The following is a 20,847-nucleotide window of genomic DNA, read 5'->3' as shown; positions in this document are numbered from 1 at the left end:
CGGCCGCCGGCAGCGGAAGATCGCGGCCCTCCTCTCCGGCCGGAATCAGGTCGTGGGCGGCTCTCCGGCGCTCTTGCGGCGGGCCGGGCTCGCCGGTTCTCCGGCCCTACGGGCCCGCGCCGGCCGCTGCGCCTTCTGCCGTCGCCGGGGCTCGGGCGGGCCGGACAGAGCGCCGTATTCGGCCAGCGAGTCCCGGAGGTAGTCGATGAGGTCCCACACGTCGGGCACCATGTCGCGATCCGTGACGATTCCGAAGCCGAGCTTGCCGTCGTAGGAGAACACGGTGATGTTGATCCCCCCGCTGACGTCCGTGATCACCGACATCGGGTAGAGCGCGGTGACCCGCGCCCCGCCCACGTAGAGCGGCGTCTGGGGCCCCGGCACGTTGGAGATCATGAGGTTCATCGCGGAACCCGTACGCGAGGCGATCCGGAAGGCGGACCTGGCCGCCAGCGCGCTCAGCGCGGCCGGCATCGCCTGGCTGAACTCCAGGAGCCAGGCCGCCGGCGCAGCAGCGAGACGTTCCTTCAGCAGCCGCGTCGCGTGGTTCACCGTCATGAGCCGATCGCCTGGGTCGGCCACGTCCGTCGGCAGGGTGGTCATGGTCAGCATGACCTCGTTGGCGGCCGAGCCGTTCGCGGCCTGTCCCCTGGTGGAGACCGGGATCCCGGCGACGAGCGGCTGACGGGGCAGCTCGTCGCGCTTCGCCAGCCAGCGCCGCAGCGCCGTGGCGCACATCGCCATGACGACGTCGTTCACCGTGACGCCGAAGGCGTTCTTGATCCGCTTGACCTCGTCCAGGGACAACTGGCCGAACGCGAAGCGGCGGTGCCGTGAGATCGGCCCGGAGAACGGCGTGCGCGGCACCACCATGCGGGGCAGCTCGGGCAGGGGCTCGGTGTTCCCGCCGCCGATGCCGCGGACGAACCGCGAGACCAGCCCCACCCCCGGGAGCTGGGCCACGAACGGCACCTCGTCGAGCCGCGGCGTCGCCTCGGCGATGAAGCGCAGCAGTGCGAACGGGTTGTCCAGCACCCGCGCGATGCCCCTGATCACCATTTCGATCGCGTCGGGGGCCGGCTGCGGCTCGGGCGCGGCCTCCGGGGCGGGAACGGCGGCCGGCTCGGGCTCGAAGTCCATCACGGCGGCCAGCACCTCGGCCCCGGTGACACCGTCGACGGCGGCGTGGTGGACCTTCGTGTAGATCGCCACCCGGCCCCCCGCCAGGCCGTGGATGAGGTAGATCTCCCACAGCGGCCGTCCCCGGTCGAGCCGTGCCGCGTGCAGCCGGGCGACCTGCTCGGCGAGCTTGTGGTCGTCGCCGGGAGGAGGCAACGCCAGATCCCGTACGTGGTAGTCGAAGTCGACCTCGCGATCCTCCGCCCAGTAGGGGTGGTCGAGAGCGAAGGGCACCTCGACCAGCCGCCTGCGCAAGGGCGGCGCGAGATGGAGCCGCCGCTTGAGCAACGCGACGAGGTCTTCGCGGGTCAGCGCGCCGCCGGGCCTGCCGGAGGGGTCGAGAATCGTGAGCGCCGCGATGTGCGCGAGATTGGTGCTCGTCTCGAAGTTGAGAAACTGCGCGTCGAAGGCGCTGACTTGCTGTGCCATGCCTACTCACGTGCCCCGAAACGCCCGGGTCGGACCGCCGGGGAAGCGGGTGTTTCGCATGATCAGTGCCGGTGGTCGGCGTCGGGCTGTGCCGGGTCGGCCGGATGCTCGTGCCCCGGCGTGAGCACGACCGAATCGGCCTGCCGTGCGTCGAGCCACCGGGCGAAGGCCCGCTCCGCGCTCTCCTTCGCCAGCTCCGCGCCGATCCGCTCCCGCACGGCCGCGTACGGCTCCCGCCGCGCCGCCTCGATCCGCTCGACCACCAGCGTCCAGGGGCCGCCGGGGCCTTCCACCGGCCCGGTCGTCTCACCTTCGCGGGCCGCGAAGACCGCGTCCTCGATGGTCCCGGTGATCTGCCCGCGCCGGACCGGCCCGAACGGACGGACCCAGCGGGTCTCGGGCGTGGTGAACCGGTCGAGGTTGCGCCGGTAGTAGTCGCGCACCTCGTCCTCGGACGGCTCGCGGCCCGCGGCGAGCACCCGGCACACCGCTCGCGCCGCCGGTGACGCCGCCAGCACCGCCGCCACGACTCCTCCGGTGCGCAGCGCGCCCGCCAAGGTGAACACGGATCCGGGCCCGACGGCCGTCACGCCGGACGCCCCGGCCGAGTCATTCGCCGGGTCCGGCAACGCCGGACGGCCGGACCTCCGGCGGGGCCCCGGTGCTGGGAGGGGCTCCGGCGGGGCGACGTGCTCGGACGCCAGGCCGAGGCGGGTCGCCTCCTGCTCGGCCAGCGTCTCGGCCACCATGACCTGCACCAGCCAGCGGCGCAGGTTGCGGCCCTCGGCCGTCCCCGGGTGCGGCAGCCGGGCCGCGAGCGGGCCGCCGCGCATCAGGCCCAGCCGACGATCCACCTCCGCGGCCGTGATCACCTGCTCCCCCACCACCGCCGCGATCATTTCGCCGCCCGCGAGAGCACCCTCCGGCGGGGAGACGGCCCCGGGCACGCGGACGCCGCCGGGCACACCCGTGAGGACGGCGTCCGCCGCGCGGGCACCCCAGGAGGGGATGCGTGCGGGTGCGGCGCCGGAACCGGCCGGGGCGCCGCCGGTCCGGGGGTCGTACGGGCCGTTCACGGCTCGACCTCGACCTCGATCGTGTCGGTGTAGTGCAGCCACCCGGCACAGGCGATCTTCACGAGCGCCCACCACCGGCCCGGCCGAGTGCCCCGCGGCACGCGAACCGGGAAGCGCACCTCCGCCTCGCCCTCCGGCGGCACGACGGCCCCGGTGTTCCACTCCGGGAACATCCCGAACGTCTGCCACGGGCTGACGAGCTGCACCCGCGCGGAAACCGGCGACCGCGCCTCGGACCCCAGCCGGACCACGATCTCCGCCCGGCCGCCCGGCGTCAGCCGGAGGTGGGGCGGGTGGCCGAGACCCTCCAGCGTCACCTCCAGCCCCGGCGCCCGCCGTCCGCCCTCGCCCGGCCGGAACGCGTGCAGCCGGGTCACGTCCTCGTACGCCTGGCCGCCGAACTCGGTCCGCGCGGTGAGCAGGTAGAGGCCGGGCTCGGCGCCGGGGGCCGGCGTGAGCCGTACCGGCACGGTGGCGTGGCCTCCCGGCGGCAGCACGTACGGCCGGACGGCGGGCGCCACCGACCAGCCGCCGGGGGCGGTGAGCGTGACCACGCCCTCCGCCCGGTCCTCAGTGAGGCCGGAGGCGACGGTCAGGGTCAGGTCCACCGGCCCCGCGACGTCCACGTCGGACGGGGACAGGTGCACCGCGACCGGCAGGTCGCCCATGGGCGCGGGCCCGGTGTTGTTCAGCCAGTAGCGCGTGTTGACCGGCTGGTGCGGCTCGGTCTCCGGCACCACAGGCGCGCTCCCGCAGGCCACCGCCCGGCCGCCGGCGCTCGCCCCACGACCGCCCGCGCCAGGGTCACCGGCCCGCTCCCCCGCCACGTCCGTCGCCGCGATGTCCGCCCCTGGACCGCTCGCCCGCTTCCCCGCCCCGTCCACGGGCGGCCCGGGACGGAGCGGGGCGACGAGCGTGACGATCTCCATGCCGTCGAGCGTGCCGGGGGCCTCGCCGGTGACGTTCTCCAGGAGGTCGGCCCGCCGCCACGGTGCCGTCTCCCCTGAGCCCGTGCTCAGGGGCAGAGTTGTCGTGATCGAGAGCGGAACGGTCCCGCCGCCGGCCTCGTGGACGCGGGCGGTGAGCGCGGTCACCGGACCGGGCGTACGGCCCGAGGCGATCGGGTTGCCGGCCGCCTTGAGCGCGGTGAGGACCAGGCCGGGCCCCGTCTCCAGGAACGACCGCGACTCGCCCGCCGGCCCGTCGTCTCCCACGGTGGCAAGCAGAGGATGGTTGACGTCGTGGCCGAGCCGTACGAGGCCGGCCGCGCGCCAGTCGCCGGGGGCGGCCACCAGGGAGCACTCGAACGTGTGCGTCCAGTGCTGGAGCTGGAAGTTCGAGCCGTCGGGCGCGGTCCGGCGCGGCGGGTCGATCCACACGCCTGACGGCCAGCCGGTGCACGACCGCATCAGCGACACGTGCAGCGCCCCCGAAGGGTCGACCGCGAAGCCCGGGATGCCCCGATTGACGATCCCCACCGTGTAATCGTCCAGGTAGTCGTCCGTGGAGCCGGCGGCAAGGGAGTCGCGGAGAGAGTCGTGCAGGGCGGCGCCGGCCGGTTCGGCGTCCGTCACCACCTCCACGACCGCGTCGGCGAGGTCTGCGGCCAGCGCCTCGGCCGCGCCCTCGCCGCAGACCACGAGCACGGGAAGGTCGCGGAGGCCGGTGAGGTCCGCGCCCGGCACCCAGACCTTCTCCAGCGGCTCGTCCGCCGGCACCCACATGCGGGCCCGGCCCTCGGCGTTCAGACGCGTACGCAACTGCGCGGCCTCCGCGTCGTCCAGCAGCGCGGCGACGAAGGGATTCTCCTCGGGCGTGCCGACCGCGATGCGCACGTCGGGCAGGTTGGAGTCCACGGCGAGATTCCCATATCGGGGGCCGGGCCCGGTCGAACACGTCGAGGTCACGCCCTGCCGTACGAGCGCCACGGCGAGGTCCCTGATTGCGCCGGCGGCCGCGTCCCGCGGCTCGATGATCTCGGCGACGCCGATGGCCCGCGCGCCGATCAGGCGTCCGGCGGGCGAGCGCAGCACGACGCGCGCGGTGGACGACAAAGCGAACCAGTTGTGGGCGGGGTTGTCCAGCGTCCACGGATGCTCGGCGGAATCCACGTCGATCAGGCCGAACCCGCGGCCGACGACAGCGCCGGCGACCTCGCTGACCGGCAGCGCCCCCGGGACCCGCACGGGCCAGCGCAGCCGCAGCAGCACGTCGGAGCCGTGGAACTCGTCCACGTGGGTGGTGAGGTCCACCCGCGGCAGCCCGTCCCAGAGCGTGATCTCCTGCGTGTAGGAGACCGGGCCGACCTTGCCGGTGACCGTGATCCGCCGCCCGGCCGGGCACTCGGCGGCGACGACCTCCGCGGGAGACCCGGCCGAGCCGGTCACCCCGCCGCTCGGCACCAGGTGCCAGGGGCCCTCGCCGAAGCGCGGGTGCGCCGGGTGCTCGTCGTAGACGAGCAGCTCGTTGCCCGTCCGCCCCTGCTGCAGCAGCTCGCGGCCCTCGACCGTGAGGCTCGACACCGTCCCGCCGCGCTCGGGATCGACCTCCACGGTGTGCGTGGCGTTCCCGATCCGGGTTCCATCGCGTACGGCCCAGCCGATCGGGGCGGGCTCCGCGGTGGGCGCCAGCCGGAACGTCCGGTATCCGAGCGCGGGCACGCCCGCGGCGACGAAGACCGCGTCCACCGCCGCCAGGCTGCCGTCGGGGTGCCGCTCGGGATGCTCCAGCAGCAGGCCCCCGCCGGACTCGAGCGTCAGGCCGTACGACCCCGGCTCGGGCAGCGTCAGCCGTACGCGGACGAGGTCGGTCCTGGGCCAGGAGGAGGGGTTCCAGACGGCGACGCCGGTCAGCCCCTCGCCGAGACGGCGCAGCGACGCGTCGAGGACCTGCCCGCCCAGGTCGTACGCCTCCCGCCAGCCCGTCGTCAGGTCCAGGTAGACCTGGTCGGACTCCGACCCGGTGATGCCGTCGTGGTGCGCGCCGTACGCGATCTGCCGCCAGGCCTTGTCGAGGGCGGCGTGCGGGTAGGGCGCGCCGAGGGTCGCCGTGGCGATGGCGGCGAACTTCTCGGCGTCGGCGAGCCGGGTCTCGGCGTGCCGCTGGGCCTGCTTGGTGTCGATGTACGACACGTCCTTGCCGGTGTAGATCGGGTTCATGTCCCGCGTCTGCGGCGTCAGGCGGACGCCCTGCTCCCGCACGGCGGCGAAGAAGTCCCGCGGCAGCCCGCAGACGAAGCGCGGCGAGACGTAGCGCCGGTTCCAGTCGCACTGGATCTCCATGACCCACTTGTTGGGCGGGGTGTAGTCGGTGCCGACGGGCAGCAGCACGTTGCGGGTCGCCGCGACCTTCTTGAGCAGCGTGAACAGCGCGTAGACGGCGGCCTCGGCCTGCTCCAGCCCGGGCGCGGAGTCCATCCACCATCCGGCGCTGTAGTGGGCCGGCATGTAGTGGGTCGTGACACCGCGTCCCGACGGCGACAGCCACTCGAACTCGGAGGGGAACTGCATCACCGACGGATCGCCCCAGCCGCCGCCCGCGAGCATCGGGCCCCATTGGTGGTAGGGCCCGCGCGCCCACGAGCTGGAGGCCAGGCCCGCCTCGGCGGCCAGCCCGGGAAACTGGGGGTCGTGCCCGAACGCGTCGAGCTGCCAGGCCGTCGCCGGTTCGCCGCCGAGCACGTCGCGCTGGAAGCCGATCCCGTGGACGATGTTGCGGATCGTCGCCTCGAGCCCGGTCAGGTTGGTGTTCGGCTCGTTGTACGTGCCGCCCACGATCTCCAGCCGGCCCTCGGCGAGCAGGCGGCGCAGGTACTCCCGGTCCTCGGGATGGGCGTTCCAGTACGGCTTGAGGTAGTCGACCTCGGCGAGCACGAACGTGTATTCGGGCTCCCTCCTGGCGGTGTCCAGGTGGAGCCGGACGAGGTCGAATCCCGCGTGCTGGAACTCCTGCCGGTTCGCCTGGGCCGGGCCGCCCGCGTGGTCCCAGGTGGCGGTGTAGGCGGCCTGGGTGTTCCACCAGACGGGGTCGTAGTGGAAGTGGGGAATCATCCACACCGTCCACCCCGGCTCGGCCACGAGCAGCTCGCCCTCGGCACTACATCGCTCCCGGCCCGCGGCGGCCCGCACGGTGATCGGGACGCGCGCGCCCGCGACCGCGGCGGGCGCCGCGGCCTCCACGGGCACCTCCACCACACAGGGGTGCGGCCCGTTACCCGTGTGCTCGCCCCGCACCCCCGGGCCCGTGATCTCGACCACCGGCGACGCGTGGTCCGGCACCTCGTCGAGGACGACACGGACCACCTGACGCGGGCCCTCGCCGGTGGCCACGCGGACGAACAGCTCGGTGGATTCGACGGCGGTGATGCGCATGCGCACCCCTAACTGCGGCTCCCCGCGGCGGCCGCTGGGGGATAGATGACTGTCGAGACATCCCCCGCTCGCACCGGCCTCACCCCTGCCATCCTCACGGTTACGCTTCGGCGCGGCGAGCCCTACGCTGATCATGATCCATGATCCAGAGGTCCTGCCCGAGAGGAGACCGGACGGTGGCGGTGTGCGTGGCGATCCTGCGGGCCAAGCCCGAACACGCGAACGAGGTGGAGGCGACGATTCGCGGCATCGTCGCCTCCACTCAGGATGAGAAGGGCGCCTTGGCCTTCGTGCTCCACCGGCAGGGCCCGGACACCTTCATCATCTACGAGAAGTACGTGGACGAGGAGGCGCGGGAGGCCCATTTCGCCGCGCCGTACGTCTCGGGTTTCGTGGCCAGGTTCGGAGAGCTGCTCGTCGCCGAGCCCCAGATCGAGTTCGCCGAGGAGCTGGCCGGCTTCACCCGGTGAGGCGTGCCGCGGCGTCCCTGAGGAGGCCGGAGGCGCCCTCGGTGACGGGCTCGCCGTGCCCGAAGCAGGCGATCTCGGCGTCGAGGGCCGCCTGCCGCGCGAACGAGGCGACCGCGCGGGCCGGGTCGGCGTTGAACACGCCGAGGATGACCTGGCCGTCGGGGGCGCGGGCGATCGTGTCGCCGGTGAACAGCACGCCCGGCCCCGGGAGATGGAGCGCGAGACTGCCCGGGGTGTGACCGGGCACGGCGAGCACCCGCGCCCCGCCGCCGAAGTCCAGCGCGTCGCCGTCGTCCAGCTCGCGGTCGACGCGCACGGGCGGCGCGGGCACCTGCGGCATGCCCGCGTGCACCTGGTCCCACAGGTCCCGTTCCCAGCCGGACAGGACCGGCGGGGGCCCGGCCGCCTCACCCCGGACGTACGGCGCGTCGTCGCGGTGGGCGTACACGGTGACGTCGCCCCAGGAGACGATCTCGGCGGCCGAGCCGGTGTGGTCCTCGTGGAAGTGGGTCAGCACCAGCCGCCGCACGTCCGACGGCGCGTGCCCGAGCGCGCGGACGGCCTCCTCGATGAGCGGCGCGGAGCCGGGAAGCCCCGAGTCGATCAGTGTCAGCCCGTCCGGGTCGCGCCACAGGTACACGTGCCCGACGGGGAACCGCAGGAAATACAGGCTGGGGAGCAGTTCGACCAGGTCCATGTGGCGACGGTAGAGCGGCCCGGCCGGCCACCGGCGCGCTCTTCGCTCGCGGCGGATCCGCCAGGAGCGCAAGCCGTGCCGCGGTCGTGAAACTTTCCTCGCCCACGGCTGGTGGCGAGTGTCCGGGAGTCGCATCGATTGACCCGAATTCCCGCCGATTCCTACGGTCGGCAGGAATTCCAAGGGAGGACCGATGACATCCCGGCTGAGACCCGTGTGGATCACCGCGCTCGTGGCGCTGCTCGCCGCGGCGCTGAGCGCCGTCTTCGCCGCCGACCACCAGGTCGCGCGGGCGGCGGACGCCCCCTACAAGGACGCGAGCCTTCCGGCGGCGGCGCGGGTGGACGACCTGCTGTCCAGGATGTCGCTGGACGACAAGGTCGGGCAGATGACCCAGGCCGACCGGTCGGCCCTGACGACGGTCTCCGACGTGGCGACGTACCGGCTCGGGTCGATCCTGTCCGGCGGCGGCTCGGCGCCCTCGCCCAACACCGCCTCGTCCTGGGCCGACATGTACGACAACTTCCAGCGGCAGGCGTTGTCCACTCCGCTCGGCATCCCGATGATCTACGGAATCGACGCCGTGCACGGGAACAACAACGTCGTCGGCGCCACGATCTTCCCGCACAACATCGGGCTCGGCGCGACCCGCGACCCCGACCTGGTGGAGCGGGTCGGGCGGGCGACGGCCGAGGAGGTGGCGGGCACCGGCATCGACTGGACCTTCGCCCCCTGCCTGTGCGTGGCCCGCAACGACCGCTGGGGCCGCACCTACGAGTCGTTCAGTGAGGACCCGCAGCTCGTCACGCAGATGACGACGATCGTGGACGGCTTCCAGAAGGCCGGCAACGCCTCCATCCTCGCCACCGCCAAGCACTACGTCGGCGACGGCGGCACCACGGGCGGCAGGGACCAGGGCAACACCGAGCTCAGCGAGGCCGAACTGCGGGCCGTCCACCTCGCGCCGTTCAAGGCCGCGGTCGAGCGAGGCGTGGGCTCCGTCATGGTATCCTACAGCTCCTGGAACGGCGTCAAGATGCACGGCAACAAGTACCTGATCACCGACGTGCTGAAGGGCGAGCTGGGCTTCAAAGGTTTCGTCGTCACCGACTGGGCGGGCATCGACCAGCTCGACGGCCAGACCGGCTTCACCGCGAACGAGATCACCACGGCGATCAACGCGGGCGTCGACATGGTGATGGTGCCGACCGACTACAAGAAGTTCGTCTCGCTGCTGAAGCAGGAGGTACAGGCCGGGCGAATCGCGATGTCGCGGATCGACGACGCCAACCGGCGCATCCTCACCAAGAAGTTCGAGCTGGGGCTGTTCGAGAAGCCGCTGACCGACCGCTCCTACACCTCCACCGTGGGCGGCGCGGCACACCGCGCCGTCGCCCGCGAGGCCGTACGCAAGTCGCTGGTCCTGCTGAAGAACGCGGGCAACGTGCTCCCGCTCGGCAAGAGCGGCGGCAAGATCTTCGTGGCCGGCAAGAGCGCCGACGACATCGGCAACCAGAGCGGCGGCTGGACGATCAGCTGGCAGGGCTCGTCCGGGAACATCACGCAGGGGACCACGATCCTGCAGGGCATCCGCGACACCGTCGGCTCCGGCACACAGGTCACCTACAACCGCGACGGCAGCGGCATCGACTCCTCCTACCGCGCCGCGATCGCCGTAGTGGGCGAGACGCCGTACGCGGAGGGCCAGGGCGACCGCACCGGGTCGATGGGCCTCGACTCCACCGACCTGGCGACGTTGCAGCGGCTCAAGGCGTCCGGCGTGCCGCTGGTCGTGGTGCTCGTCTCCGGCAGGCCGCTGGACATCGCCGGTCAGGTCGACCAGTGGAACGCGCTGGTGGCGGCCTGGCTGCCGGGCACCGAGGGGCGCGGCGTGGCCGACGTGCTGTTCGGCGACCACGCCCCCACCGCGAAGCTGCCGATGACCTGGATGCGCAGCGCCGACCAGCAGCCGATCAACGCCGGGGACGGCAAGCAGGCGCTGTTCGAGTACGGCTTCGGGCTGACCTACGCGGGCTCCAGCCCGTCCCCGTCTCCGTCGCCCTCCCCGTCTCCCTCTCCATCTCCCTCTCCGTCTCCCTCTCCGTCGCCTTCCCCTTCGCCGTCGCCCAGCCCGTCCCCCAGCGCCAGCCCGTCGACCTCGTCCGGCGGGTGCGTGGTGACGTACAAGGTGAACGACTGGGGCGGCGGGTTCACCGCGGACGTGACGATCACCAACAGGTCGTCGAGCCCGGTCAACGGGTGGCGGCTCCAGTGGACCTATGCCGGCAACCAGAAGATCACCGGCTATTGGAACTCGACGGTCACCCAGTCGGGCCAGCAGGTCACCGCGTCCAACGCCACCTGGAACGGAACCATCGGATCGGGCGGCGGCACGGCGAGCTTCGGCTTCCAGGGGTCCTACAGCGGCGCCAATGCCGGCCCCACCGCCTTCACCCTGAACGGGACGGCCTGCGTCACGGGCTGACGGCGGCCCCTGAGGGGCGGGGACGGCTCGGCTCAGAACGTCTGGGCCAGCGCCACCCCCGCCCCCGCGGTGAACAGGACGACGCCGACCGCGAGGAAGATGCCGCCGAGGAGTGTGCCGCTCCCCGCCGCGCTGTCGATGCGGATCCGCGTCGGCCTGGCCGGGTCGTACAGCACCGGCACCTCCTCACCCGGCCGGGCGGGCGGGGGGTTGCTCCCATAGGTGGTCTCGGCCTCGACCTGCTGGCCGTACATCGTGGTGAACCGGATCCTCGGGTAGTACGAGGTCCCGTCGTCGGACCGGCTCGCCCGCAGTCCCACGACGAGACCGCGGGTGCGCTGCGCCCGGCGGCGGAACTCCCGGGCGTTCATCGTGAACGCGCCACCGATGAGGCCGAAGGCGAGTCCGAGACCCGAAAGGATCAGTGTGATGAGAGCGGTTTGTGACACGATCGGACCCTAGGCTCCCACGCTTGCGATCGGCTTGCACCGTTCCGCACGTTCAGGCGGGCACCGGCGGGGATCAGGGCCGCAGCCGCATGAGCCTCTCGGCCACGTCGACGACCGGCTCGCCGAGGTCGAAGCGGCTGAACAGGTGGATCTGCTCGCCGGCGTCGATCTCCAGCAGCTCGGCCGTCAGGCCGTAGCGGCGCTGGGAGTCCACCCGGATGCGGTCCACGTCGTTCCAGGAGATGCGTTCGCGGCCGGCGAGCCCGCTGACGACGAGACCGTCCTCCCCCGCCGCGAGCCGCACCGGCGCGACCAGGTCGCGGCCGGTCAGCAGCCCGAAGCCCAGGGCCGCCACGCCGGCGAGGAAGAGCAGCGCGCCGTCGCCCGCGATCGCCAGCGCGCCGCACAGCGCGGTGCCGGCGGCCTTCAGCGCAACGATCCTGCGCGGCACCCGCCACTCGTGCCGCCGTTCCTCAACTCCCGCCATCGGGGCAGCGTAACGAATGTGAGGTCCTTTCGCGGCTCCTTTCCCGGCCCTCACGCCGTGCGGCGGGATGTGGGCCCGTCGCACAGCTTGGCGCTGCTCAGGATGTGCCTCTGCTGTCGGCGTGGCAGCCGAGACAGGCGGCGGCCCCGGGGGCTGTTCGCGGATGTACCGCGTCTCTCCGGGGCGCATGGGCCGCCCGTAGGTGCAGCGCTTCCCGGTCTCCGCCGTCGCCGTGAACGGGTCGTCGGGCGCGGGCGAAGTTGACCGCGATCGCGAGAGCCGACGCGTGAGGAACCGCACGGGTCGATGCCGAGCGCCAAGCTGGTCGCCGGCGGCGGCCCGGCGTCGCGGCCGCCGCCTCCTCCTATGGCGTCTCCTCCTACGGGGTCTCGTCCTCCACGCGCATCGCCTGCTCCTCCGCCGTGTAGCCGCCGAGGTCGGGCCCCACGTCCTCGGCGATCAGGTCCTTCTCGGTGTCCACGCCCATGCCGCCGTCGGGATCGACGAGCCGCCCGGCCTGGCCGGGTTCCGCGGTGCCGTACCTGCCCGGCTGGTCCGGATTCGCGGTCGCGTAGTCGGCCGCGTCGCCGAATCCGTAGCCGCCCGCCTCATCGCCGGTGCCGGTCCCGTACCTCTCGTACGGCTGGTCGCCGCCCTCGCCGAGGACGTCGGCCTCGCCGCCCGCCGTGCCCGGCTCCGTGCCGAACCGGACGTCCGCGTCGGGGATCTCGCGGGACAGGCGCCCGCCGAGGGACTCGCCCTCGCGCATCTCGCTGGGCGTGGTGCCGTACTCGTCGAGGCCCAGGGGCCGGTCGCCGGGCAGCGGCATCTCCTGCGGGTCCTCGGCCCACTGCTGCCCGGGGGTGCCCTCCTGCAGGTCCGGAATGCCTTCGTCCTCGAACCGCGAACGCGGGTCGGGTTGTGGTCTGTTGTCTCTCATACCGGCCCCATGCCCCGCCGTACGCCCCTTAGGCAGGTCATATGCCGCCCGCGCCCGCGCGTCTCGCGGGCGGCGGAGTGCGCGGCGGGCTCGATGTCGGTGGCGTCTGATGGGATTCGCGGGACCGCATCACCCGACGTAGGAGCCTGTCGTGGACCGTCACACGTGGAAGCCGTTCCTCCGGCGCTGGAGCGAGGATTGGCGCGTCGCCCACCCCGGCGAGGAGCCGGACGCCGACCCCTGGCTCGGGTTTCCGCCCGCCACCGAGGACGAGGTGCGGGCTCTGGAGGCGCGTCTGGGATGCGTGCTGCCTCCGTCATTGCGGGAGTTCCTGCTGGTCACCAACGGCTGGCGGGACGCGGGCAACTTCGTCTGGAGCCTGCGCGGCACCGAGCGGATCGGCTGGCTGGCCGATCTCGAGCCGCTGTGGGCCGAGGTCTGTGCCGACTGGCACGGGGAGGACGAAGAATCCCTGGCGGCACGATTGTTGCTGGTCTCCCTGGCGGCGGACGCCGGCGTCGTCTACCTCGACTCCGGCGACGTCGACGAGCGCGGCGAATGGGCGGCCTACGACATGTTCACCTGGACGGCCAATGGTCCCAAACGGCACGGCTCGTTCTACGAGAAGATGTACGACCTCTTCGCCCGGTTCCACGCCCTCGAAGGCCCTTCCTGTGAGACTCAGCGTGAGTGGGACGCCAAGATCGAGGACGCCCGGCTGGCGAGCCTGCGCGGCGAGGTGGACCGCCCGCTGGCCGTGTTCGAGCAGGCCAGGCGTTTCGGCCGCGACCGCGCCTCGTTCCTGTACTTCCAGATGCGGGTCCTGTTGCGGGAAGAGAGCTACCACCCGTTGCACCTGCTGCCCACCAGCGGCGGCACCGGGTCGTGGACCATCGACGAGGGCCTGTTCGGCGCGCAGGTCCGTCCGCTGCTGCCCGCTGAGCCCGAACAGGCCGGCGGCTCCGGCTCCGGTTCCGTTTATGAGTCACTACGAGGCCGCGGGTCACGGCGGGTCACCTACCGGTTCCAACGAGACCGCGGGGTGCAGCGGGCCGAGCGCTCGCTCGGCCGTCGTCAGGCGCGGCGGGAGGAGCCGGAAATCCGGGTCTGCTTCGGCAATCCGGAATTCGACGTGGCCGCGCACGCCGCTCTCGACGCCGGCGAGGACGCCTGGCCGCGCCTGCTCGACGCCCTCGTCCACTGGCGGCCGCTGCATGAGGACCATCTCGCACCGATCGCCCTGCTCGCCGACCCCCGGGCCGCCCGCCTGATCACGCCGGAGCGCGGACGCCGGATCCTGGCCACGAGCCGGGGCTGAAGGGCGCCGCGCACGCTTCATCGCCGCCGCAGCCGCGCCGCGCCCCGGAGACGTACGGCGATCACTGCGAGGCCCGCGGCCGCGGCCGTCACCAGCCAGACCATGAACGTCGGATAGAGGTAGGCCAACTGGACCCATGCGGCATCGCGGCCATGTGCCAATATGCGATGGATCGGGACGATCGTCGTGCACAACCCGATCGGCACCAGGTAGGACGCCAGCCGCCAAAACTGCCGTCCCGCACGGCGCGCGGCCCATCGCCGGGCACGTACCGTGCCCCGTACCCCAAGCCCGATCGTAATCAGGGTCAGCAGTGCGAAGAACACGTCGGTGAGGATCAAGGGCTGCCCGGAGGGCACCTGGGGGGTGCCGCCTTCGATGATGGCGACGATGCCGGTCATGAGGGCGTGCGCGTCGGAGTAGACCATGCCCGTGTTGGCCATGACGGCGATGCCGTACCCGGAGCCCGGCATCAGCAGCTGGTGAGCGGTGGAGGTGAACAGATCTCCGCCGTGCTCGATCACGGGGGTGCCGCGTGCCGTCCTGCCGATCTCCCAGCCGAGGGCGTACTCATCGTTCGGCCTCGACGGCGTGCGCATTTCCCGCACGGCCTGCGGGGACAGCAGACCCGGGAGACCGGCGTTCTGCGCGATCAGCCATCTGGCCATGTCGCCGGCGGTGCTGAGGACCCCGCCCGAACCGTTTCCGAAGCCCGTGGGCTCGGGCAGGGCGACGGCCCGGCCGAGGACGTACACATGGCCGCGGGCGGTGCCGGGCAGGTCGCGGTCGGTGTCGATCGTCGTGCTGTGGCGCATGCCGAGGGGCCCGAAGACGTTCCCGTCGAGATAGGCCGCGAACGGCCGGCCGCTGACCACCTCGACGAGCCGCGCGGCGACCTGGTAGTTGGTGTTGTGGTAGCTGAAGGCGGTCCCCGGATCCGCGGCGAGCATGGCCGTCCTGAGCCGGGCCACCGCGCCGTGGAGCGTCCGCGGCTGAGGCAGGCTCTTTTCGTGGAAGGCCGAGTCGGCCATGCCCGAGGTCTGGTTGAGCAGCTGCCGTACGGTGATCTTCACGGCCCGGGGGTCGGCCATCGTGAACTCGGGCAGATAGCGGCGCACCGGCTGGTCGAGGGCGATCGCGCCCTTGTCGGCCAGCTGCGTGACGGCCAGGGCGGTGAAGGACTTGCTGACCGAGGCCACCGCCATGGGGGTGTCCGCTGTGACGGGCTCGCCGGTCGCGGTCCGGCCGTATCCGGCGACGTGGACGACTCTGCCTTCCTTCGTGATCGCCACCGCGACGCCGGGTAACCCCGTGGCCGCGCGGTACTGCTCGACGTAGGCGTCGACCGACGTGGGGACCGATGGGGACGTGGTGGAGACCAGGGCGAGGCAGAGTGCGGCGAGGACGGTTCTGATCACTCGCCGACGCTATTGAGGCCCGTCGCCCACCCACCATGGTGGAAATCCTCCGCGTTCGTTACGGGAAACCGCCATGAACGCGCGGGTGATGTGATGCCTAGACTGCAGCCGTGTCAGGTCAACACGCCGCGCGCACGATGGTGGGAATGCTGGCGGGCGCGGTCCTCGGCGTGGTCGAGCTGGTGTTCCTCTGCGTGGCCGGCCCGGTCCGCCTGATTCCTGCCGCGAGGCCCGCCTGCCGCCGGATCGCGGAACGGCTGCTGGCACTCGAACGAGCACGGCTCACCACATGGCTGGGGCACCGGACGGCTCCGGCCGGTGGCGGGTACGGCTTCCTCGCCGTGCGCGCCGCCTACGGGCTCGTGACCGGATACGGCGTGGCCGCCGGACTGTTCTTCGGCGGCCTGCTCGTCTTCGGCGGGGTGTGGGACCTGCTCACCCGCGAAAGCCCGTCCGTGCCGGTCGACTTCCCCGGTGTGAAGGTGGTCACGAACATCGGCGTCGTAGGGCTGCTGGCGGGCGGCTTCCTGCTCGTACTGACCCTGGGCGGGGCCCTTGCCGCCGGCGCCGCGGAGCGCCTGCTCACCGACCGGTTCCTCGGGCCGAGCAGTCAGGAGCGCATGCGCCGGCGCATCGCCGAGCTGACCGCCACCCGGTCGGACATCGTCCGCGCCGTGGACGACGAGCGCCGCAGAATCGAGCGCGACCTGCACGACGGCGTCCAGCAGCGGGGCATAGCCCTGGCCATGCTGCTGGGGCGCGCTCAGCACGCCGCCGACCCGGCCAAGGCCGGCGAGCTGGTCGCCCAGGCCTACACCGAGTCACGCCGTCTCCTGGACGAGCTGCGCAGCGTGGCCTGGCGGGTCTATCCGACCGCCCTCGACGAGCTGGGGCTGCGTGCCGCTCTCGCGGGCGTCGCCGAGCGGTCCGCCGTGCCGGTGACCATACGCTACGGACTGGTCGAACGGCCCGTCTCCGAGATCGAGACCGCCCTGTACTTCGTCGTACGCGAGGCGATCAGCAACACGATCAAGCATGCGGGCGCCCGTGACATCCTGGTCGTGGTGAACGAGGACGAGCAGGCCGTCAGCGTGGCGGTCTCCGACGACGGCGCGGGAGGCGCCGACCCCTCCGGTGGAGGGCTGTCCGGGCTCGCCAGGCGCGTCCGGGCTCTGGACGGGACGTTCACCGTCGACAGCCCTCCGGGCGGGCCCACCAGGATCGTGGCCACGCTGCCCAAGGAGGTTCCATGCGGGTGATCCTGGCCGACGACTCGGTGCTGCTCCGGGAGGGACTGACGCGCCTGCTCGCCGACGCCGGGCATGACGTCGTGGCCGCCGTGGGCGACGGGCAGGCGCTGCTGGAGGCGATCGGCGAACATCCGCCGGACGTGGCGGTGATCGATGTACGCATGCCGCCGACGCACACCGACGAGGGGCTGCGCGCGGCTCTGGAGATCCGCACGCGCCACCCGGGAGTCGGCGTGCTCGTACTGTCGCAGTACGTGGAGAAGACCTACGCGGCCAGGCTCCTCGCCGGCGACGCCGAAGGCCTGGGATACCTGCTCAAAGATCGCATCTCGGAGGTGGCCGACTTCCTCGACGCGCTGGAGCGGATACGCGCAGGCGGCACGGCCTTCGACCCCGAAGTGGTGCGCCGGCTGCTCACCCGCACCACTCACACCGACCCCCTGAGCAAACTGAGCCCGCGCGAGACGGAGGTGTTGCGGCACCTCGCCCAGGGGTACGTCAACACGGCGATCGCCGAACGCCTGCACGTGTCGCTGAGCACCGTCGAAAAGCACATCAACTCGCTGATGGACAAGCTGGAGCTGCCGCGCGACCCCGGCTACAGCCGCAGGGTGCTGGCCATCCTGCGCTACCTCGGCGATCCGGGGCCGAGCGCTACGAGCGTGTGAGACATGTGTCGCGGTGTTGACGCTGTCCTCGCCCCGGGCGGCCGACCCAGAGCGGCCCCGGTCCTCTCCTTCTCGTGGTCGTCGCACCACCCCAGGTGAGGGGATGCGATGGACTTCGAGATCCGGGAGGACCGGGAGCGCGCCAGGGCTAACGGGGCTCTCAGAGGTGCCAGGGCGCGTCGTTGGGGGCGATGCGCCACAGGCGGTCGGAGCTGGGGTAGGCGGTGTCCAGGTGCAAGGTGTCCCAGCTGCCGTCGTTGTACCTGTTCAGCTTCATGGCCAGGTTCTTGTTGACCTTCGGCCGCCAGATCCACCAGCCGGTGTACTTCCCGTCGACCCTCTCGCCCTGCAGGATCCACTTCTGCAGGTCGGATCCGTCGCAGGTCTTCACGATGATGGTGGTGCCGCGCTGGGGGGCGGCGGCCGCGGGCTGCAGGCACTTGTTGGCGGCTCGGTTCTTCAGGACGGTGGTCCAGGTGCCGGTCCCATCGGCCTGCCAGGTGGAGTCGTCCTCCCAAACCTCGGTGCGGTAGTTCCACGCGGGGTCGCGCAGGGTGATGGCGGTCGCACCCTCGGCGGTGCTGTCGCCCAACAGCGCCAGCCGCCCGCCACTGGTCTTGTTGATCACATCTTGGTCGTGGGTCGGCGCGGCTGAAACCGGTGCCGGTCCCAGGGCCAGAGCGCCTGTCAGGCAGGTGGTGACTGCGAGGACGACGGTGGTGCCAGTGCTGATGCGCACGGTGGTCCTTTCGTTGCCGGTGACTGGTCGGTTGTCAGGTGCGGGATGCGCGAGGGGCAGCCGGAATGGAAAGCGACTGGTCGGGGCAGGTTCGGGCGATGACAGCCAGGGCGTCCTTTGGGGCGGGGTCCACCGACGAGCGGGGTGAGCGCTTCCTCGATCAGGACCTCGGCGCGGGTGCCGCGGCCTGTTCCCGCCGGCGAGGGTGGTCAGGAGCCCCGCGATTGCCGCCAGGGTGCGCTGCACGGGGACAGGCATGATCCTCCAACCCAAGACATCAATCACTCTGAGTTGCCGAATTGCAACTCTAAGTAATCAACGCTGGCAGGCGTGCGTCACTACCGGGCAGGTGACAGCTGCCTGTCTCGGCTTCGATCTCGGTCGGGCCCCGGCGCAGGTCCACGCTCGAGGTTTCGCTGGGTCCTGACATCTGCATAACGAGGGAGGTCGGCAGCCGCAGCGGCCACACCATCCCGGACGGTGTTCTGCAGCAGGGCGAAATACCAGCTCAGGGGCAGTTTGGCGGACGGCTCCACCGCTCCGGCGTGGTATCGGGGCACCGGCGGAACCTCACCCATTGCACGATCAGGCCACCCTCCGCCGGCCGATAGACGACAGACGACAGACGACAGACGACAGACGACAGACGACACCTGAGCATCTCCCCGTTCACGTCTCCGGGTCGGTGCCATGACCCCAAAGACCCTTCTCCCTGCGCGGGCCTTGGGCGGCAGTGCCTGGCGGATCGGAAGGGGACCGCCCGAAGGTGGGTCCGGGGTGCGGGCGCGGCGGCGTATGCCGTGGCTGTCCCGTCCCCCGCGGGCGAGGCACGCGCTCGACATCCAACACTCATTGTGACCTAATGATTACACACAGTGTTGCCATCGTTTCGGGAAGAGGATCCATGCGTCTGCACTCTGCCGTGGCCGCCGCCAGCGGCGCCCTCATGCTGGTTCTGGCGGTTCCCGGCTCCGCATCGGCCGCCACAGGCCAGTTCCGTTACTCCTACAAGACCGCCGACGGGTACGACGCCATCGGCTTCTTTAACGACCCCGAGAGCGGGAGATGTATCGACATCAAGGGGGCTGGCTCTGACGGCACGTCGGCCGCCTACGCGCCGAAGAATCTGACCGACTCAACGGCCACGGTCTTCCTCGACGCCGGCTGTATGGGAGATGTCTTCTACAGCCTGCGCCCCGGCGCAGGTGCTTCAGAGCGCCTGCTGGTGCGCTCCGTCGTCTTCTCCTGAAGCGCGCATTCGGGCGCCCTGGCCATCACGACCCCCGCGGAGCGGCCGATGTCGCCCGGTCCGCACCGGCAGGCTGGTCAGCCCTCGACCGACGCCGCGGTGGTGTCGTGCTCGCGGAGCATGCGCAGGACGGTGGCCGGGGACGGGTGCCGGCCCTTCTTCCTGCCCTTGGTGATGACAAGCCGGCTGGCGATGTACACGCAGGCTGAGGTTCTGCTCGCGCAGGTGGAGGGCCATGGAGAGCATGGCCGTCGGCCGGCTGAATCCCACGCACCGTGAAAGGAACAGCAGTGAGCGCCACCGTCGCGCAGCATCCCCGCAGCGTTCCCGCCGCCCCCCGCCGCCCCCGCCACGTGCGCCGTGCCGGGCATGCCGGTCGGGTTCTGGCAATCCTGGCGCTGAGCGCCACGGTCCTGGCCGTTCCCGCACCCGCCCAAGCTCAGGCAGCCGAGCAGGTGGCGGTGTCCTTGGGGGACAGCTTCATTTCCGGCGAGGCAGGCCGGTGGTGGGGCAACAGTACGGTGTCCGCCGCTGCGGGCTGCACCCGCGGCGGGACCGACCGGGCCGCTTATCGCAAGCGTTTGATCTGTTACTACGACCCCCAGCGGGTGTACGACGGCACGGCCGTGCACGGAGAGGGCACCGGATGTCACCGCTCCGACGTGGCCGAGATCACCGGGCTGGGCCAGGCCGGGCTCACCCCGGTCAACCTGGCCTGTTCAGGGGCGGAGACCCGGCATGTCATCAACGAGGCGTTCAAGGAGAACACCGCCTCCCAAGCCGAACTGCTTGCGCAGGTTGCCGCCACCCAGCAGGTCAAGGTGATCGTGCTGTCGATCGGCGGCAACGACCTGAACTTGTCCGGGATGCTGCGTCGCTGCGCCGCGCTGTACATGGCGGGCGACAAGCGCTCCTGCGCCTCCGCAGGCGAGGGCGATCGGTTTCTCGCTGCGCTACCGGCGGTGGAGCAACAGGTGACCCTAGCGGTGGAGAAAATCCGCCAGGTGATGAGCCAGGCGTCGGCCCGTTCCGCCGGATACCGGCTGATCCTGCAGTCCTATCCCTCTCCGGTGCCCTCCCCGGCCCGGGTGCGCTACAGCGAGGGCGGCGGCGGCAAGGCCACCATGCGTACGCTTGTGGGCGGCTGCCCGCTGTGGGACGCCGACTTCGACCTGATGCACGACACCCTGGCACCCGCGATCGACGCCATGCTGCGACAGGTCGCCACCGCGACCGGTGCGGAGTTCCTGAGCATGCTGGGCGCCGTAGAGGGCCACGCGTTGTGCGAGCAGGGCACAAGCCAAGCCGGCCCGCTGGACGACGCCGCCAAACTGGGCGACACGATGGAATGGGTACGGTACGGCACCGCCGGCGCGAAGATCAGCCAGGGACACCAGCAGGAGGCCATGCACCCCAACGCGTTCGGCCAGCAGGCGCTCGGCCGCTGCCTGCTGGCCCTCTACCGCAATCCCGGCACCCAGCCCTGCAATGCAGGCACGCCCGCCCAGGAGTCAGACCTGCCCCATTCCACAGCCCGCACATACTCACGGTCTGCGCGGACAGCCGTCCCGCGGTGATGGCGCCAGCTACTTCTTCGCGGGTCCGGCCGGTGAATCTGCGGAT

The 20,847-nt window shown here is 71.7% G+C and carries 17 protein-coding genes; 7 read left to right on the top strand and 10 right to left on the bottom strand.

The features are described 5' to 3' along the window. Window positions 1-45 precede the first annotated feature (45 nt). The 3 genes from ACQPZZ_RS18580 to ACQPZZ_RS18570 form a co-directional block, all read right to left on the bottom strand. Window positions 46-1,608 (bottom strand): WS/DGAT/MGAT family O-acyltransferase, encoded by a 1,563-nt coding sequence (locus ACQPZZ_RS18580; protein WP_432933682.1) that lies wholly within the window; start codon window positions 1,606-1,608, stop codon window positions 46-48. A gap of 62 nt (window positions 1,609-1,670) precedes the next feature. Continuing rightward, window positions 1,671-2,684 carry a peptidylprolyl isomerase gene (locus tag ACQPZZ_RS18575; protein ID WP_432933680.1) on the bottom strand — a complete coding sequence of 338 codons (1,014 nt, stop codon included), beginning with the start codon at window positions 2,682-2,684 and terminating at the stop codon, window positions 1,671-1,673. Beyond that, window positions 2,681-7,054, bottom strand: coding sequence for an NEW3 domain-containing protein (locus ACQPZZ_RS18570; protein WP_432933678.1), 4,374 nt, complete (start codon window positions 7,052-7,054; stop codon window positions 2,681-2,683). The genes ACQPZZ_RS18575 and ACQPZZ_RS18570 overlap by 4 nt, the downstream gene beginning before the upstream one ends. A 176-nt stretch (window positions 7,055-7,230) precedes the next feature. On the opposite strand from ACQPZZ_RS18570, the gene ACQPZZ_RS18565 reads away from it, so the two are divergent. Beyond that, complete coding sequence (locus tag ACQPZZ_RS18565; protein WP_432933676.1) at window positions 7,231-7,524, top strand: putative quinol monooxygenase; 294 nt, start codon at window positions 7,231-7,233, stop codon at window positions 7,522-7,524. On the opposite strand, the gene ACQPZZ_RS18560 is transcribed toward ACQPZZ_RS18565, so the two are convergent. Then, a complete protein-coding gene (locus ACQPZZ_RS18560; protein ID WP_432933674.1) occupies window positions 7,514-8,221 on the bottom strand; it encodes an MBL fold metallo-hydrolase in 708 nt (235 codons plus the stop codon). The genes ACQPZZ_RS18565 and ACQPZZ_RS18560 overlap by 11 nt on opposite strands. 193 nt (window positions 8,222-8,414) lie before the next feature. On the opposite strand from ACQPZZ_RS18560, the gene ACQPZZ_RS18555 reads away from it, so the two are divergent. Then, window positions 8,415-10,706 (top strand): glycoside hydrolase family 3 N-terminal domain-containing protein, encoded by a 2,292-nt coding sequence (locus tag ACQPZZ_RS18555; protein ID WP_432933672.1) that lies wholly within the window; start codon window positions 8,415-8,417, stop codon window positions 10,704-10,706. 32 nt (window positions 10,707-10,738) lie between these two features. On the opposite strand, the gene ACQPZZ_RS18550 is transcribed toward ACQPZZ_RS18555, so the two are convergent. The 3 genes from ACQPZZ_RS18550 to ACQPZZ_RS18540 all read right to left on the bottom strand — a co-directional run bounded on the left by ACQPZZ_RS18550 (window position 10,739) and on the right by ACQPZZ_RS18540 (window position 12,582). Then, window positions 10,739-11,155 (bottom strand): DUF3592 domain-containing protein, encoded by a 417-nt coding sequence (locus ACQPZZ_RS18550; protein ID WP_432933670.1) that lies wholly within the window; start codon window positions 11,153-11,155, stop codon window positions 10,739-10,741. A gap of 73 nt (window positions 11,156-11,228) precedes the next feature. Beyond that, window positions 11,229-11,642: a PH domain-containing protein gene (locus ACQPZZ_RS18545; protein WP_432933668.1), complete on the bottom strand. Its 414-nt coding sequence runs from the start codon at window positions 11,640-11,642 to the stop codon at window positions 11,229-11,231. A 379-nt stretch (window positions 11,643-12,021) separates the two neighbouring features. After that, window positions 12,022-12,582 carry a DUF5709 domain-containing protein gene (locus ACQPZZ_RS18540; RefSeq protein ID WP_432933666.1) on the bottom strand — a complete coding sequence of 187 codons (561 nt, stop codon included), beginning with the start codon at window positions 12,580-12,582 and terminating at the stop codon, window positions 12,022-12,024. Between the two features lie 151 nt (window positions 12,583-12,733). On the opposite strand from ACQPZZ_RS18540, the gene ACQPZZ_RS18535 reads away from it, so the two are divergent. Then, window positions 12,734-13,900 carry an SMI1/KNR4 family protein gene (locus tag ACQPZZ_RS18535; protein WP_432933664.1) on the top strand — a complete coding sequence of 389 codons (1,167 nt, stop codon included), beginning with the start codon at window positions 12,734-12,736 and terminating at the stop codon, window positions 13,898-13,900. Window positions 13,901-13,917: 17 nt separating this feature from the next. On the opposite strand, the gene ACQPZZ_RS18530 is transcribed toward ACQPZZ_RS18535, so the two are convergent. Further along, window positions 13,918-15,318, bottom strand: coding sequence for a serine hydrolase domain-containing protein (locus ACQPZZ_RS18530; RefSeq protein WP_432933662.1), 1,401 nt, complete (start codon window positions 15,316-15,318; stop codon window positions 13,918-13,920). 110 nt (window positions 15,319-15,428) lie between these two features. On the opposite strand from ACQPZZ_RS18530, the gene ACQPZZ_RS18525 reads away from it, so the two are divergent. Together ACQPZZ_RS18525 and ACQPZZ_RS18520 are read left to right on the top strand one after the other, a co-directional pair. Next, window positions 15,429-16,577 (top strand): sensor histidine kinase, encoded by a 1,149-nt coding sequence (locus tag ACQPZZ_RS18525; protein ID WP_432933660.1) that lies wholly within the window; start codon window positions 15,429-15,431, stop codon window positions 16,575-16,577. Then, entirely contained in the window at window positions 16,568-17,236 is a 669-nt protein-coding gene (locus ACQPZZ_RS18520; protein WP_432933658.1) for a response regulator transcription factor, read from the top strand. Before ACQPZZ_RS18525 ends, ACQPZZ_RS18520 begins: the two co-directional genes overlap by 10 nt. 160 nt (window positions 17,237-17,396) lie before the next feature. Here the strand turns inward: ACQPZZ_RS18520 and ACQPZZ_RS18515 are convergent, their stop codons facing one another. Continuing rightward, window positions 17,397-17,975, bottom strand: coding sequence for an RICIN domain-containing protein (locus ACQPZZ_RS18515; protein ID WP_432933656.1), 579 nt, complete (start codon window positions 17,973-17,975; stop codon window positions 17,397-17,399). Window positions 17,976-18,879: 904 nt separating this feature from the next. On the opposite strand from ACQPZZ_RS18515, the gene ACQPZZ_RS18510 reads away from it, so the two are divergent. Beyond that, the gene (locus ACQPZZ_RS18510) at window positions 18,880-19,224 is read left to right on the top strand and encodes a hypothetical protein (RefSeq protein ID WP_432933654.1); all 345 of its coding nucleotides are present in this window, start codon (window positions 18,880-18,882) and stop codon (window positions 19,222-19,224) included. A 77-nt stretch (window positions 19,225-19,301) separates the two neighbouring features. Here ACQPZZ_RS18510 and ACQPZZ_RS18505 read toward each other — a convergent pair whose 3' ends face one another. Then, window positions 19,302-19,424, bottom strand: coding sequence for a hypothetical protein (locus tag ACQPZZ_RS18505; protein ID WP_432933652.1), 123 nt, complete (start codon window positions 19,422-19,424; stop codon window positions 19,302-19,304). A 90-nt stretch (window positions 19,425-19,514) separates the two neighbouring features. Here ACQPZZ_RS18505 and ACQPZZ_RS18500 point away from each other — a divergent pair, with 90 nt between their 5' ends. Further along, window positions 19,515-20,801: a GDSL-type esterase/lipase family protein gene (locus tag ACQPZZ_RS18500; protein ID WP_432933650.1), complete on the top strand. Its 1,287-nt coding sequence runs from the start codon at window positions 19,515-19,517 to the stop codon at window positions 20,799-20,801. Window positions 20,802-20,847: the final 46 nt, after the last annotated feature.

It is taken from the genome of Microbispora sp. CA-135349, assembly GCF_050947365.1.
In the GTDB taxonomy this organism is placed as follows: Bacteria; Actinomycetota; Actinomycetes; order Streptosporangiales; family Streptosporangiaceae; genus Microbispora.
The sequence above is the reverse complement of the archived record's forward strand: the minus strand, read 5'-3'. Positions and strand labels throughout refer to the sequence as shown.